Origin of the sequence: Variovorax sp. OK605, from assembly GCF_900115445.1 — a bacterium.
GTDB lineage: Bacteria > Pseudomonadota > Gammaproteobacteria > Burkholderiales > Burkholderiaceae_C > Variovorax.
Genome location: NZ_FOWL01000023.1, coordinates 33,208 through 47,230, shown reverse-complemented (window position 1 = coordinate 47,230; position 14,023 = coordinate 33,208). Strand labels below are relative to the sequence as shown.

Below are 14,023 nucleotides of genomic sequence, written 5' to 3'. Positions count from 1 at the left end.
CGTTGCGCCGCTGCATCCCCCAAAAACCGAAGTCGAGCGAAAATCACGCCGCTTCCGGCCACCCACCAGGATCCCCGACATCAAAGATCGGGGCCGTGAGTCCCCCGGGGGCCGGTCTGCAGCCTCGGCGCAGCGGGCGCGCTCGAGTGGTTGTCAGGGAGCTGTATGAACAAGAACCCGTCCGGAGATCCGGCTGCGGCGCAGACGCCGCCTATCGAATCCGCCGCCCCCACGGCCGCGGCACCTCCCCCCGGGCGCTCGCGCCGGTTCCGGGTGGACGTGGGCACCATCGTGAGCGCCGTGGCGCTGGCCCAGTCGCTGCTGCTGGTGTCGCTGGGCTACTGGGGCTCGCAGCGGCTGGTGTCGCGCATCGGCGTGTCCGCGCACAAGGCCAACCACGACCGCACCGAGGACAAGGTGCTGGCCTTCCTGCAGAAGGCCGAGTCGGTCATCAACGCGGTGGGCACGGCCCCGAGCCTGCGGCCCGAGGGCGACCAGTCGGAGCGCACGGCCGAGCTGCTGTGGACGCTGCTGCAGCAGTCGCCCGAGCTCGACAGCATCTACGTGAGCAACGAGAAGGGCCAGATGCTGATGGCCCTGCGCTACCCGGTGCCGGCCATGCGCCACATCGAGCGCGCGAAAGACTTCACCACCGAGACCTGGCAGTACAAGCTGCCGCTGGACGCCGAGGCCGACGTGCAGCAGCGCTACGCCACGCAGCGCATCGAGTCCTACCGCAGCAGCTACGACCCGACGCAGCGCAGCTGGTACCTGCAGGCGCGCAAGGCGCAGGGCCCGATCTGGACGCAGCCCTACGTGTTCGCCGCGGCGCAGGAGCTGGGCGTGACCTACGCGCTGCCCAGCAAGCGCCGCTACGCGGACAGCAGCGCGCAGGCGCTGGTGGCGGCGGGCGACGTGTCGCTGGGGCGGCTGTCGGAGTTCGTGCGGCAGTTCAACAGCGGCGGCGACGGCGACAGCGCCCTGCTGAGCGCCGACTTCCGCGTGCTCGCGCGCAGCGACCAGTCCGGCGCGCTGCACACGCTGACCCCGCCCAACGGCGTGCTGGGCGCGCTGCATGCGCACATGGTGGCCGACGGCACGGCGGGCAGCGACAACGACACCGATTTCGCGTTCACCTTCGACGGGCGCCGCTACCTGGTACAGGCCTCGCTCATTCCGGCCACCGGCTGGCACCTGGTGAGCTGGGTGCCCGAGGACGCGCTGCTGGGCGACCTGCGCCGCGCCGTGCTGTGGGGGCTGCTGGTGGCGCTGGCCTTCCTGGCGATCTCTCTGTTCATGTCGCTGAAGCTGTCGAAGCTGGTCACCTCGCCGGTGGAGAACCTCTCGCACATCGCGCGGCGCATCGGCCTGCTGGAGCTGGACAACCTGCCGCGCGAACCCAGCCGCGTGCTCGAGATCCAGCATCTCGACCAGGCGCTGGACGACTCGGCGCGCAGCCTGAAGGCGTTCAGCAAGTTCGTGCCGGTGGACGTGATCAACCAGCTCATCGACCAGGGCCATGCGATTGCGCCCAACGGCTCGCCGCGGCGCATCACCGTGATGTTCACCGACGTGGAGGGCTTCACCTCGATCTCGGAGTCGCTGGACACCGACGTGCTGGTGGGCATGCTGACCGAGTACTTCAACCTGGCCACAGGCGTGTTCGCGCGGCACGGCGGCGTGGTCGACAAGTTCATCGGCGACGGCATCATGGTGCTGTGGGGCGCGCCCGCCGACCTGCCCGACGCGGAGTACCGGGCCTGCCTGGCCGCGCTCGAACTGCACGTGGAAATGAGCGAGCTCAACCGCAAGTGGCAGGACGAAGGGCTGCCCGCGTTCCGCACGCGCATCGGCATCCACACGGGCACGGTGATCGCGGGGGTGCTGGGCTCGAACGACCGGCTGTCTTACACGGCGTTCGGCGACGTCATCAACGTGGCGAGCCGCATCGAGGGCATCAACAAGCAGCTGGGCACGCAGATGCTGATGTCGGAGGTGACCTATGCCGGCCTGCAGGGCCGGCTGTACACGCGGCGCATCGAGGAACTGGTGGAGCTGCGCGGCCGGCAGACGCGCATGGTGCTCTACGAGCTGCTGACCGCCTGAGCCTTCTTCAGCGCGGGGCCTGCGTCACGCGCACCAGCACCAGGTCGGCGGTGCTGCCGGCGCCCTGCGTGAGCACCGAATGCTGCGTGTCGTTGATGAACAGCAGCTGCTCGCCGCGCGAGATGCGCGCGGACACCGCATAGCGCATGCGCGGGTCGATGCGCGCGGCATCGACCTTCAGTTCATAGGCAAAGGGCGGCTGCTTGCCGTTGGCCTTGATGCGCTGCTCGGCCAGCACGGTCGAGGCGGCGTCCATGCGCGACACGTCGAGCAGTTGCACCAGCACTTCGGCCGCGGGGTCGAGCGCCATGCGCTCGCGGTAGGTGACGCTGCCGCTCACGCGCAGCGGCGCGGCCGAACCGCCGGTTGCGGAAGATGGCGATGAAGGGATTGCGCAGGCACTCAGCAACGAGGCGCCTGCCACGGCGGAAAACATGAGGAGGCTGGTGCGTCTTTTCATCCGCCCCATTATGCGGAGGCGGTGGCCGCGCGCCGGGCTGCAAAAGCCACGTACCAGTCAAGGCTTCCCGGGTTGGCCATGGCCTCGCGGTTGACCACCTTCTCGATCGGCTGGCCCAGCAGCAGCTTCTTGATCGGCAGCTCCTGCTTCTTGCCCGACAGCGTGCGCGGGATCTCGGCCACCTGGAAGATGTCGTTGGGCACGAAGCGCGGCGACAGCGAGGTCTTGATGGCGTTGTTCAGCCGCGTGCGCATCGCGTCGTCGAGCGCCACGCCGGGACGCAGCACCACGAACAGCGGCATGTAGCTGTCGCGGCCCAGGTACTCGAGGTCGACCACCATCGAGTCGAGCACCTCGGGCAGGCCCTCGACCGCGCTGTAGATCTCGCTGGTGCCCATGCGCAGGCCCTGGCGGTTGATGGTGGCGTCGCTGCGGCCGTAGATGATGCAGCCGCCGTCCGCGCCGATCTTGATCCAGTCGCCGTGGCGCCACACGCCCGGGTAGGTGTCGAAGTAGCTCGACAGGTAGCGCGCGTTGCCTTCGTCGCCCCACAGGTACAGCGGCATCGACGGAATGGGTTGCGTGCACACCAGCTCGCCCACTTCGCCGATGACGCTCCGGCCGCTCTCGTTCCAGGCCTCGACCGCGTGGCCGAGCTCGCGGCACTGCATCTGGCCAGGCACTTCGGGCAGGTCGCGGTTGCCGCCGACGAAGGCGCCGCAGAAGTCGGTGCCGCCGGAAATGTTGCACCACCACACCTCCTTGGAACCCGCGCCCAGGATCTGCTGCGAGCCCCAGCGCTGCACCTCTTCGGGCAGCGGCGAACCGGTGCTGCCGAGCGCGCGCACGCGCGACAGGTCGCCGCAATCGCGGGCCACCAGCCCGGACTTCATGCAGTTGGTGAAGTAGGCCGCGCCCGCGCCGAAGAAGGTGACCTTGTGGCGCGCCACGAAGCGCCACAGCACGCCCCAGTCGGGCTTGTCCTTGCTGCCCGCCGGGTTGCCGTCGTAGATGCAGATGGTGGCGCCGAAGGCCATGCCCGAGAGCTGCGAGTTCCACATGACCCAGCCGGTAGAGCTGTACCAGTGGTAGCGCTCGCCGAAGTTGTTGGCGCCGTAGCTCGCGCCCACGTCGTTGTGCAGGCCGCAGGCATGCATGGTGAGGATGATGCCGCCCTGCCCGTGCACGATGGGCTTGGGCAGGCCGGTGGTGCCGCTCGAGTAGACGATCCAGATCGGGTGGTCGAAGGGCAGCCACTCGGGCTCGAAGGCCGCGACCTTGTCGTCGTAGCGGTCGGTGGCGTGCACCCATTCGACGTCGTGCGGCACGTGGCTGGCGGCGTAGGGCGACTTCACCAGCATCAGCTTCTGCACGCTGGGCAACTGGCCGCGCAGTTCCTGCAGCACGGCGCTGCGGTCCAGTGGCTTGCCGCCGTAGTGCACGCCGTCCACCGCGATCAGCACCTTGGGCTCGATCTGGCGGAAGCGGTCGGCCACGGCGGCGGTGCCCATGTCGGGCGCGCACACGCTCCACACGGCGCCGATGCTGGAACACGCGAGAAACGCCACCATGGTCTCGGGCACGTTGGGCATGTAGGCCGCCACGCGGTCACCGCGCTGCACGCCGAGCGACTTGAGCGTGAGCGCCACCGAGGCCACCTGGCGGCGCATTTCGGGCCACGACATCTCGCGCACTTCGCCGCGCTCGTTGTCGCTCACCATGGCGGGCATGCCGGCCGCATGCGCCGCGTCGACGTGGCGCAGCACCTCGCGCGCGTAGTTGACCTGGGCGCCGGGGAACCAGCGCGCGCCGGGCATGCGCCGCTCGGCGAGCACCGCGGTGTGCGGCGTGGGCGACTCGATGCGGGCGTAGTCCCAGATGCTCTGCCAGAAGGCGTCGAGCTCGGTGACGGACCAGCGCCACAGGGCGTGGTAGCCGTCGAACGAGAGGCCGCGCGTCTCGCGCAGCCAGTGCTGGTAGAGGCGGATCTGGGGAATGTTGGGAGGGGTGTCGGGAGCAAGGTTCGGAACGGGCATGGTTCGAGCGTAGCGCCGCGAACGACCGTGCTCAATGAGGGTTGACCTCAGGGTTTGTACGCGTGTTCAATGTTTTTGTACAAGCGTTCAATACGCCCCGATGAGCACCCGCACACCTCCCGTCCGGCGCAGCGGCTCGCGCGCCGCGGCGCCCGCCCCGGCCGCAGTCGCCCCAGAGACTTCACGCCCCGACCGCAAGCTCGCCATCCTGCTGGCGGCCGAGAAGCTTTTTGCGCAGCACGGCTACCACGCGGTGACGATCCGCCAGATCGCCGAGGAGGCCGGCGTGCCGCTCGCGCTGGTGGGCTACTACTACGGCGCGAAGCACGAGCTGTTCCACGCGATCTTCGAGCACTGGGGCCACACCATCGAGGAGCGGCTCGCGGGCCTGGCCGCGGTGGACAACGACGCCGACGACCCGCGCACGCTGCCGCGCATCATCGACGCCTTCACCGCGCCCGTGCTGGCGCTGCGCGCGAGCGCCGAGGGCGAGTACTACGCGCTGCTGGTGGCGCGCGAGCTCTACCACGCCACCGAAGAAGCCGACCGCGTGCTGCGCTCGTACTTCGACCCGCTGGCCGAGGCCTACATCGACGCATTGCACGTCGCCCTGCCGCACGCCACGCGCAGCCAGGCGGCCTGGGGCTACCAGTTCGCGCTGGGCTCGCTGCTGCACCACCTGAACGACAGCCGCATCGAGCGCCTGTCGCGCGGCGAGAACACGCGCGCCGACCCGGCCGTGGCGCCGATGCTGGTGAACTTCATCGTCGGCGGGCTGCGCGCGGCGCTGCCCCGGCCGAAGACGGTGAAAACGGCAAGGACCGCCGCCACCGCCACCGCCCCGACCGACAAGCCCCCCCGCACAAGAACCACCCCCCGGAGACAAAAGACATGACGATCACCCCCACGATGAAACGGCGCACCCTGCTGTCGGCACTGGCCGCCGCGTCGGCCGGCGCCGCGCTGCCCTCCTTCGCCCAAGCCAACCCGAAGATCGTGTTCGGCTACACGGCCGTGACCGACTTCGCCTCGGTGTTCGTGGCGGCCGAGGAGGGCTACTTCAAGAAGCGCAACCTCGACGTCGAGCTCAAGTTCATTCCGCTGAACTCGACGATTCCGGCGGCGCTGCAGTCCGACTCGCTGCAGATCGGCGGGCCCACGCCCTCGGTGTTCCTGCAGGCGGTGGACGGCGGGCTCGACCTGGTGCTGGTGGCCGGCGGCGGGCTCACCTCGAAGACCATCACCGGCTTCGGCCTGGTGGCGCGCGCGGGCTCGGGCATCAAGGGCCCGCAGGACTGCGTGGGCAAGAAGATCGGCGTGCCGGGCCTGGGCGCCTTCCTGCACGTGACCTTTCGCGCCTGGCTGAAGGACAGCGGCGTGGACTACCGCAAGGTGAACTTCGTCGAGGCGGCGTTCCCGCAGCACGCCGACCTGCTGCGCGGCGGCTCGGTCGACGCGGTGGTGTCGGCCGACCCGTTCATGAGCCGCATCACCGAGAGCGGCGCGGGCTACGTGGCCTCGTACTACTCGACCTTCCTGCCCGAGAACAACCAGACCATCGTGCACGCGGCCAAGCGCGAATGGGTGGCGAAGAACCCGGCGGCGGCGCGCGCGTTCCGCGAGGCGCTGGTGGAGTCGGGCGCGTTCATGCAGCAGGCCAGGAACGACGCCAGGGTGCGCGCGGCCATCGGCAAGTACATCAAGCTGCCGCCCGAGGTGCTGGCCAAGGTGCAGGTCTCGCCGCCCGGCCCCGTGGTGACCGAGAAGCAGCTCGCCTACTGGACCGGGCTGATGAAGGAGCAGGACATGCTCAAGACCAACATCGACGTGGCGAAGCTGGTGGTGAAGTGATCGCAGTCCCCGCCCCCGTCACTGCGCGCGCCGCGCTTTCTGCCGGCGCCTTCCATCCGCCCGCCAGCCCCACGATGCAAGCCACCCCTTTCCTGCGCTTCGACGGCGTGACCATCCGCCTGGGCGGGCGCGAGATCCTGTCGCCCACTTCGTTCGACGTGGCGCGCGGCGAGTTCGTCTGCATCGTCGGGCCCAGCGGCTGCGGCAAGACCACGCTGCTGCGCGCGGCCAGCGGCCTGGTCACGGCCAGCGCGGGCGAGGTGCGGCGCAACGGCGTGAAGATGAGCGCGCCGTCGCGCGAAGTCGCCTTCGTGTTCCAGGACTACGGCCGCGCGCTGCTGCCGTGGCGCACGGTGGAAGGCAATGTGAGCCTCGCGCTCGAAGCGGCCGGCGTGCCTGCCGGCGAGCGCGCGCCGCGCATCGCGGACGTGCTCGGCAAGGTCGGGCTGGCGAAGCACGCGCACAAGTTTCCGGTGCAGCTGTCGGGCGGCATGCAGCAGCGCGCGCAGATTGCGCGCTGCCTCGCGCAGCGGCCCGAGCTGATGATGATGGACGAGCCCTTCGGCGCGCTGGACGCGCTCACGCGGCAGAGCCTGCAGGACGAACTGGCACGGCTGGTGCGCGACGACGGGCTCACGGTGCTGTTCGTCACGCACGACCTCGAGGAGGCCATCTACCTCGGCGACCGCGTGATCGCGCTGCAGGCCAACCCCGGCCCGGGGCGGCCGAGCCTCGCGCGGATGATCGACGTGAAGATCCCGCGCCCGCGCGACCAGCTCACGACCAAGGAGCATCCGGAGTACCTGCAGTTGCGGCGTGAGCTGTTCGCTTTCATCGAGCAGGGCCATGACTGAGAGCCGCCTCTTTCGCTGGGTGCGCCCGTGGGTGCTTCCGGTGCTGCTGGTCGGCGTGTTCGAGTGGTACGCGCGCCGCGCATCGGCCCTGGGCAGCGACTCGCTGGCGCCACCGAGCGCGGCGGCCAAGGCCTTCGTGGGCGCGGCCATGGACGGCTCGCTGTGGCAGGCCACCGGCTTCACGCTGGGCACGGCCGCGCTCGGGCTGCTGCTGGGCGCGGTGCTCGGCATCGCGCTGGGGCTGGTGCTCGGGCTCTCGCGCCGCGCGGCGCAGCTGGGCTCGATGTCGATCGAGGTGCTGCGCCCGGTGCCTTCGGTGGCGCTGATTCCGCTCGCGATGCTGGGCTTCGGCTTCGGCGTGCGCATGGAGCTGGCCATCGTCGCCTTCGCCACCTTCTGGCCGTTGCTGGTGCTGGTGCAGTCGGCGGTGCAGCAGATCGAGCCCCGGCTGCTCGAGGTGAGCCGCGTGCTCGGCCTGTCGGCGCGCGAGCGGGCTTTCAAGATCGTGCTGCCGGCCATCGTGCCGCGCCTGTTCGTCGCGCTGCGGCTGGGTGTGGCGGTGGCGCTGGTGGTGGCCGTGACGGTGGAGATCGCGGCCAACCCGAACGGCATGGGCTACGCGATGATGATCGCGCAGCAGAGCTTCGACCCCGCGCTGATGCTCGCGTGGCTCGGGTGGATCGGCGTGGTGGGCTTTGCGGTCAACGCGGGCATGCTGCTGCTGCAACGCGTGGTGGCGCGGCGCATGGGGGTGCAGCCATGAACGGCGGCAACGAACGCGCGGGCCTGAACCGGCTCGGCTCGCTGGGCGTGCTGCTGGCGCTCGTCGCGCTGTGGTGGGTGGCGAGCAACGCGGGCTGGGTGAGCCGCGTGTTCCTGCCGACGCCGCAAGCCACCTTCGCGAGCCTGCTCGAAAGCCTCAACCTTTCCGGCGGCAGCGCCAACACCGGCAACGGCGAGCTGCTCGCCTTCACGCAGGCCACGGTCGGGCGCATGGTCGAGGGCTGGCTGCTGGCGTCGCTGTTCGGCGTGCTGCTGGGCGCGGCCATCGGCGTGTCGCCTTCGGTGCGCGCGTGGGTGCAGCCGACGCTGGAGTTCATTCGCCCGCTGCCCGCTTCGGCGCTGCTGCCGCTGGCCATCTCGATCTTCGGGCTGAACCCCGGCATGGTGCTGTTCGTGGTGGCCTTCGGCGCGATGTGGCCGGTGCTGCTGGCCACGGTGCACGGCTTCGCGGCCGTGGAGCCGCGGCTGGCGGAAGTGGCGCGCTGCCTGCAGATGTCGCGCGCGGCGTACATCTGGAAGATGGGCCTGCCCAACGCCATGCCCGACATCCTGGCCGGCATGCGGCTCGCGCTGACCATCGCGCTCATCGTGGCGGTGGTGGGCGAAATGATCGCCTCGCAAAGCGGCCTGGGCCAGGCCATCCTGCTGGCCGCGCGCGCCTTCCGCGCCAGCGACCTGTTCGCCGGCATCGTGCTGCTCGGGCTCATCGGCTTCGTGAGCAACGCGCTGCTGGCCTTTGCAGAGAAGCGGCTGCTGCGCTGGCAACAGCCCTGATCGCCCCATGCCTCGAATCCTCCCTTTCCAACACGAACACCCCACAAGGAGCCTCACCATGCCACGCCAATTCGTCGATCTGTCGATCTTCCTGGAGAACGACGTGATGTCCGACCCGCCGGCCTTCGCGCCGAAGATCCAGTACTTCACGCACGAGCAGACCTACGAGCAGATCGAGCCCTTCTTTCCGGGCCTGAAGAAAGAAGACCTGCCCGACGGCGAAGGCTGGGCGGTGGAGCTGGTGCAGCTGTCGACGCACAACGGCACGCACCTGGACGCGCCCTATCACTTCCACTCGACCATGGACAAGGCGCTGGGCGAGAAGAAGCCCGCCATCGCCATCCACGACGTGCCGCTCGAATGGTGCTTCCAGCCCGGCGTGAAGCTCGACTTTCGCCACTTCGCCGACGGCTACGTGGTGACGGCCGACGACGTCGAGGCCGAGCTCAAGCGCATCGGCCACACGCTGAGCCCGCTGGAGATCGTGGTGATCAACACGCGCGCCGGCTCGCGCTACGGCAACCCCGACTACGTGTCGGCCGGCGCGGGCATGGGCTACGAAGCGACGATGTACCTGCTGGAGCGCGGCGTGCGCCTCACGGGCACCGACGCCTGGAGCTGGGACGCGCCCTTCGTGCACACCGCGAAGAAGTACGGCGAGACGCAGGACGCCTCGCTCATCTGGGAAGGCCACAAGGCCGGGCGCGACATCGGCTACTGCCACATCGAGAAGCTGCACAACCTCGAGGTGCTGCCGCCCACGGGCTTCTTCATCAGCTGCTTTCCGCACAAGATCCGCGGCGCGTCGGCGGGGTGGACGCGCGCGGTGGCGATCTTCGACGACGCATTGATGGCCTCCGTGTGAGGACCGGCGCATGAGCATCACCCTCAACCACACGCACGACGTTCACGCACGCAGCTGGGTCGAATCGGCGAACGCGGCGGGCAGCGACTTTCCGGTCCAGAACCTGCCGCATGCGGTGTTCCGCCGCGTGGGCGGCGGCGAGGCATTTCGCGGCGGCGTGGCCATCGGCGACCAGGTGCTCGACCTGGCGGCGCTGGCCGCGCGCCAGCAACTCGACGGCCCGGCGCTCGATGCGGCGCGGGCCGCGGCGCTGCCGGCATTGAACGACTTCTTCGCCCTCGGCGCCAGCGCATGGAAGGCGCTGCGCCACGCGCTGTTCGACCTGCTGAAGAACGACGCCCCCGTGGCCACCGTGCAGGCAGTGCGCGAATGCCTGGTGCCGCAGGCCGAGGTCGAATACACCGTGCCCGCGCGCATCGGCGACTACACCGACTTCTACACCTCGATCGACCACGCGCTGAACATCAGCCGCCTGATGAACCCCGACGGCGACGTGACGCCCAACTTCCGCTGGATTCCGACCGCGTACCACGGGCGGGTGTCGACCATCGGCGTGAGCGGCCAGCGCTTTCACCGGCCAATGGGCCAGGCCATGGCCCCCGGCGCGAAGGCGCCCACCTACCAGGCCTGCGCGCGGCTCGACTACGAGCTGGAGCTGGGCGTGTGGATCGGCACCGGCAATGCGCAGGGCGAGCAGATTCCGCTGGAGCGCGCGGGCGACCACATCTTCGGCATCTGCCTGCTCAACGACTGGTCGGCGCGCGACATCCAGTTCTGGGAGATGGCGCCGCTCGGGCCCTTCCAGGCGAAGAACTTCGCGACCACGATCTCGCCGTGGATCGTGACGATGGAAGCGCTCGCGCCCTACCGCCAGGCCTGGACCCGGCCGGCCAACGAGCCCCAGCCGCTGGCCTACCTGGAGGACGCGGGCAACCGCGAGAGCGGCGCGCTCGACATCCGGCTCGAGGTCTGGCTCGAGAGCGAGAGGGCACGCAAGGAGAAGACGGGCCCGTCGCGCCTGTCGTCCACCAGCTTCAGGCACCAGTACTGGAGCGTGGCGCAGATGGTGACGCACCACACGGTGGGCGGCTGCAGCCTGAACCCCGGCGACCTGTTCGGCAGCGGCACGATCTCGGGGCCCGGCCCCGGCGAGGCCGGCGCCATCATCGAACTGGCGCGCGCGGCGCAAAGCCCGGTGACGCTGGCCAACGGCGAACAGCGCGGCTTCCTGGAAGACGGCGACGCGGTGCTGCTGCGCGGCTGGTGCGAAAAACCGGGGCACGCGCGCATCGGCTTCGGCGAGAGCCGCGGCACGGTGTTGCCCGCCAGGGGTTGACGACGGCGTAAACACTATTTACAGTCCGCTTCCTTCGCGCATTCGAGCGCCTGCAAACAAACCCGCACCTCCACCGGACGCCTCATCGTGAATCCCGCATCGGTCATCGCCCTCCCCTGCATCGCCCGCCCTACAGCGGGGGGCGAGGTCGCATGCGGCATGGACCATGCCAACAGCCTGCAGCAGCACACGGCCCATCACGCCGCACCGGGCGGAGGCAGCGCATAGCGCGCAGCGCTCCCGCACTCTTTCAAAAGAGGCCCGGACACCGAATGGTTCCGGGCCTTTTTTCTTTTCGTCACCGTCAACGCATCCACGCATTCATCACAGGGAGAAAACAAACCATGCGCAAACTGGTCACCGTCCGCAACGTCGACGCCGTCCGCCCCATCGCCGGGGCCGACGCGATCGAATGCGCCATCGTCGAAGGCTGGAGCGTCGTCATCAAGAAGGGAGAGTTCGCCGCCGGCGACCGCTGCGTCTTCTTCGAGATCGACGCGTTCCTGCCGCTGGACGATCCGCGCTTCGGCTTCCTCGAGAAGTCCGCGATCACCTGGAACGAACAGCGCGGCGTGCGGCTTCGCACGATGAAGCTGCGCGGGCAGATCTCGCAGGGGCTGATCCTGCCGCTGTCGCAATTCACCGAGATCGATGCGCTCGCGCTGGCCGACCCGGCGCTGCGCCAGCGCGATTGGGCGGCGCTGTTCGGCATCGGCAAATGGGAGCCGGTGATCCCGGCCTGCCTGTCGGGCGAAGTGGAAGGCGCGTTTCCGGACTTCATCGCCAAGACCGACCAGGAGCGCATCCAGAACCTGCCGGAGGTGTTCGCCGCGAGCGACGGGCTCGCGTTCGAAGTCACGGTGAAGCTCGACGGATCGAGCATGACCGTGTTCCACAACGCGGGTAACGCGGGCACGTCTGGCGTGTGCGGACGCAACTGGCAGCTGCGCGAAACCCCGGGCAACAGCCTGTGGCGCGTGGCGCGGGAAGACCGCCTGCTGGAAGCGCTGGCGACGCTGGGGCGCAACGTGGCGCTGCAGGGAGAGATCGTCGGCGAGGGCATCCAGGGCAACCCGGAGAAGCTGCGCGGGCAGCAGTTCCACGTGTTCGATGTGTTCGACATCGACAGCGGCAGCTACTGCGGGAGGGACGAGCGCAACGCCGTCGTCGATGCGCTGCGCGTGCTGGGCGCGACGGTGCGCACCGTGCCGCTGCTGGAAGTGACCACGCTCGAACGCTTCCGCGCGTCGATGGACGAGGTGCTGGCGTACGCCGAAGGGCCGTCGCTGAACCCGGCGACCTCGCGCGAGGGGGTGGTGTTCAAGCGGCTGGACGGCGGGCTGTCGTTCAAGGCGATCTCGAACCGCTACCTGCTGAAGCACTCGGACCGCTGAAGCCATCCGAAGCGCCAACGAAAAAGGCCACCCTTGTGGGGTGGCCTTTTCGTACTATCTGGAGCGGGAGAAGAGTCTCGAACTCTCGACCTCAACCTTGGCAAGGTTGCGCTCTACCAACTGAGCTACTCCCGCGGAGCCTCAGATTATAGGGTGCATTTTTCCCCTTTTTCCGAATTCGGGAAAAAAAGTTTTCATCACACGCCGAACACCAGCGACCGGTGCATCGACACGCCGGCCATCAGCCCGTCCGCCGAGGCCAGCGTGGCGTTCGAGAACGCCATCGCCAGATCACCCGCCGCGTAGACGCCGGGCACCGTGGTCATCTTCATGGCATCGACGCGCAGCACCGGGCCGAGTGGGCCGTCGTCGGAGGCGCAACCCAGCTGCTCGGCCAGCGGACTGGCCGGCCGCGTGTGCGGCGCCACGAACAGGGCCTCGATTGGCACCAGCCTGCCGTCGTCGATGCGCACGCCGGCCAGGGCCGTCCCCTGCCCCTCCAGCCCGGCGATGCGTCCCGGTTCGATGGTCACGCCGCGTTCCTGCAGTCTGGCGCACACCTCTGCATCGGGGCCCTCGACGTCGTTGAGGAAGAGCGTGGTCGGGCCCCACTCGGCGATGAGCTGTGCGTGGTCCGGCGGCCCGCCGCGATGGAAGAGCAGGCCCAGCCTGCGGTCGCCGAATTCGTAGCCGTGGCAGTAGGGACAGTGCAGCACGCTCTGGCCCCAGCGTTCGCCGATGCCCCGAATGTCGGGCAGGCCGTCCTGCACACCGAACGCGAGCAGCAGCTTGCGGGTCGAGAGCTTGTCACCGTTGTCCAGCGACACCGTGAACCCCTCGTCGCCGTCGGCATTGGCATTGGCGGTCGCCACCCTGCCCGCGATGAACTCGACCGACGGGTACGCGAGCAGCTTGTCGCGCGCGTCGGCAATCATCTTCAGCGGCGGCATGCCGTCCTGCCCGAAGAAGCCGTGCGAGGCGGCGGCGAAGCGGTTGCGCGGCGCGCCCGCGTCGACCACGCACACCTTCCTTCGCGCGCGGGCGAGCTGCATGGCAGCGGAAAGGCCGGCAAAGCTGCCGCCCACGACCAAAGCGTCATAGCGCATGTTCAATGTCCTTCAAGGTGAAACCGCCGCCCGTCATGCGGCGATGGAAGTCTTTGGATAGATCGGCCAGCGTGATGCTGTTGAAACGCCGCAGCAGCAACGCCTCGGCCTCCTCGCACACGCCGTCGAGCGCGGCGTTCACGGCCTGCTCGACGATGCAGCCCGGGCTCTCGGTGCGGTTGCCCATGGCCAGCAACGCGGGCGCGCCGACGGCGTTGTGGATGTCGCCCAGCGTCACCGCCGCCAGCGAGCACGACAGCACCCAGCCGCCGCCGTGGCCCTTGGCCGATGTGACGAACCCCGCCTGCCGCAGGCCCGCCATGACGCGGCGCACGACGACCGGGTTGGTGTGCATCGCGGCCGCGAGCGACTCGGAGGTGACGGGGCCGTCCATCTCGGCCATGTGCAGCAGCACGTGGAGGACGCCTGAAAGCTTGCTGTCTCGTTTCATGCAACAT

At 69.2% G+C, this 14,023-nt stretch carries 13 protein-coding genes and 1 tRNA gene; 9 read left to right on the top strand and 5 right to left on the bottom strand.

The features are described 5' to 3' along the window. Positions 1-165 precede the first annotated feature (165 nt). The gene (locus BM013_RS36305; protein WP_093134574.1) at positions 166-2,106 is read left to right on the top strand and encodes an adenylate/guanylate cyclase domain-containing protein; all 1,941 of its coding nucleotides are present in this window, start codon (positions 166-168) and stop codon (positions 2,104-2,106) included. Between the two features lie 7 nt (positions 2,107-2,113). On the opposite strand, the gene BM013_RS36300 is transcribed toward BM013_RS36305, so the two are convergent. After that, positions 2,114-2,446, bottom strand: a complete 333-nt coding sequence (locus BM013_RS36300) for a YbaY family lipoprotein (RefSeq protein ID WP_256221853.1) — start codon at positions 2,444-2,446, stop codon at positions 2,114-2,116. Between the two features lie 128 nt (positions 2,447-2,574). Beyond that, on the bottom strand, positions 2,575-4,602 hold the full coding sequence (locus BM013_RS36295) for an acetoacetate--CoA ligase (protein WP_093134569.1): 2,028 nt from the start codon (positions 4,600-4,602) through the stop codon (positions 2,575-2,577). Between the two features lie 100 nt (positions 4,603-4,702). Between BM013_RS36295 and BM013_RS36290 the strand changes: the two genes are divergently transcribed. The 8 genes from BM013_RS36290 (at position 4,703) to BM013_RS36255 (ending at position 12,459) form a co-directional block, all read left to right on the top strand. Then, positions 4,703-5,497, top strand: coding sequence for a TetR/AcrR family transcriptional regulator (locus BM013_RS36290; protein WP_093134566.1), 795 nt, complete (start codon positions 4,703-4,705; stop codon positions 5,495-5,497). After that, positions 5,494-6,453, top strand: a complete 960-nt coding sequence (locus BM013_RS36285) for an ABC transporter substrate-binding protein (protein WP_256221852.1) — start codon at positions 5,494-5,496, stop codon at positions 6,451-6,453. Before BM013_RS36290 ends, BM013_RS36285 begins: the two co-directional genes overlap by 4 nt. Next, entirely contained in the window at positions 6,450-7,307 is an 858-nt protein-coding gene (locus tag BM013_RS36280) for an ABC transporter ATP-binding protein (RefSeq protein ID WP_093134564.1), read from the top strand. The genes BM013_RS36285 and BM013_RS36280 overlap by 4 nt, the downstream gene beginning before the upstream one ends. Then, positions 7,300-8,070, top strand: a complete 771-nt coding sequence (locus tag BM013_RS36275) for an ABC transporter permease (RefSeq protein WP_093134561.1) — start codon at positions 7,300-7,302, stop codon at positions 8,068-8,070. The genes BM013_RS36280 and BM013_RS36275 overlap by 8 nt, the downstream gene beginning before the upstream one ends. Further along, on the top strand, positions 8,067-8,864 hold the full coding sequence (locus BM013_RS36270; RefSeq protein ID WP_093134559.1) for an ABC transporter permease: 798 nt from the start codon (positions 8,067-8,069) through the stop codon (positions 8,862-8,864). The genes BM013_RS36275 and BM013_RS36270 overlap by 4 nt, the downstream gene beginning before the upstream one ends. Before the next feature lie 58 nt (positions 8,865-8,922). Continuing rightward, positions 8,923-9,729: a cyclase family protein gene (locus BM013_RS36265; RefSeq protein WP_093134557.1), complete on the top strand. Its 807-nt coding sequence runs from the start codon at positions 8,923-8,925 to the stop codon at positions 9,727-9,729. Between the two features lie 10 nt (positions 9,730-9,739). Continuing rightward, the gene (gene fahA, locus BM013_RS36260; RefSeq protein ID WP_093134555.1) at positions 9,740-11,065 is read left to right on the top strand and encodes a fumarylacetoacetase; all 1,326 of its coding nucleotides are present in this window, start codon (positions 9,740-9,742) and stop codon (positions 11,063-11,065) included. Between the two features lie 344 nt (positions 11,066-11,409). Continuing rightward, the gene (locus tag BM013_RS36255; RefSeq protein WP_093134552.1) at positions 11,410-12,459 is read left to right on the top strand and encodes an RNA ligase (ATP); all 1,050 of its coding nucleotides are present in this window, start codon (positions 11,410-11,412) and stop codon (positions 12,457-12,459) included. 59 nt (positions 12,460-12,518) lie between these two features. Here BM013_RS36255 and BM013_RS36250 read toward each other — a convergent pair. From BM013_RS36250 to BM013_RS36240, 3 genes are all read right to left on the bottom strand, one after another. Next, positions 12,519-12,594: transfer RNA gene (locus tag BM013_RS36250), tRNA-Gly, on the bottom strand. A gap of 62 nt (positions 12,595-12,656) precedes the next feature. Then, positions 12,657-13,565, bottom strand: coding sequence for an NAD(P)/FAD-dependent oxidoreductase (locus BM013_RS36245; protein ID WP_093134550.1), 909 nt, complete (start codon positions 13,563-13,565; stop codon positions 12,657-12,659). Beyond that, a complete protein-coding gene (locus BM013_RS36240) occupies positions 13,555-14,016 on the bottom strand; it encodes an RrF2 family transcriptional regulator (protein WP_093134547.1) in 462 nt (153 codons plus the stop codon). Before BM013_RS36240 ends, BM013_RS36245 begins: the two co-directional genes overlap by 11 nt. Between the last annotated feature and the right edge of the window lie 7 nt (positions 14,017-14,023).

Coding starts and splice junctions, on each gene's coding strand:
- BM013_RS36305 (WP_093134574.1), top strand. CDS start 166: ATGAACAAGAACCCGTCCGGAGATCCGGCTGCGGCGCAGACGCCGCCT.
- BM013_RS36275 (WP_093134561.1), top strand. CDS start 7,300: ATGACTGAGAGCCGCCTCTTTCGCTGGGTGCGCCCGTGGGTGCTTCCG.
- BM013_RS36265 (WP_093134557.1), top strand. CDS start 8,923: ATGCCACGCCAATTCGTCGATCTGTCGATCTTCCTGGAGAACGACGTG.
- BM013_RS36240 (WP_093134547.1), bottom strand. CDS start 14,016: ATGAAACGAGACAGCAAGCTTTCAGGCGTCCTCCACGTGCTGCTGCAC.
- BM013_RS36295 (WP_093134569.1), bottom strand. CDS start 4,602: ATGCCCGTTCCGAACCTTGCTCCCGACACCCCTCCCAACATTCCCCAG.
- BM013_RS36290 (WP_093134566.1), top strand. CDS start 4,703: ATGAGCACCCGCACACCTCCCGTCCGGCGCAGCGGCTCGCGCGCCGCG.
- BM013_RS36245 (WP_093134550.1), bottom strand. CDS start 13,565: ATGCGCTATGACGCTTTGGTCGTGGGCGGCAGCTTTGCCGGCCTTTCC.
- BM013_RS36285 (WP_256221852.1), top strand. CDS start 5,494: ATGACGATCACCCCCACGATGAAACGGCGCACCCTGCTGTCGGCACTG.
- BM013_RS36255 (WP_093134552.1), top strand. CDS start 11,410: ATGCGCAAACTGGTCACCGTCCGCAACGTCGACGCCGTCCGCCCCATC.
- fahA (WP_093134555.1), top strand. CDS start 9,740: ATGAGCATCACCCTCAACCACACGCACGACGTTCACGCACGCAGCTGG.
- BM013_RS36270 (WP_093134559.1), top strand. CDS start 8,067: ATGAACGGCGGCAACGAACGCGCGGGCCTGAACCGGCTCGGCTCGCTG.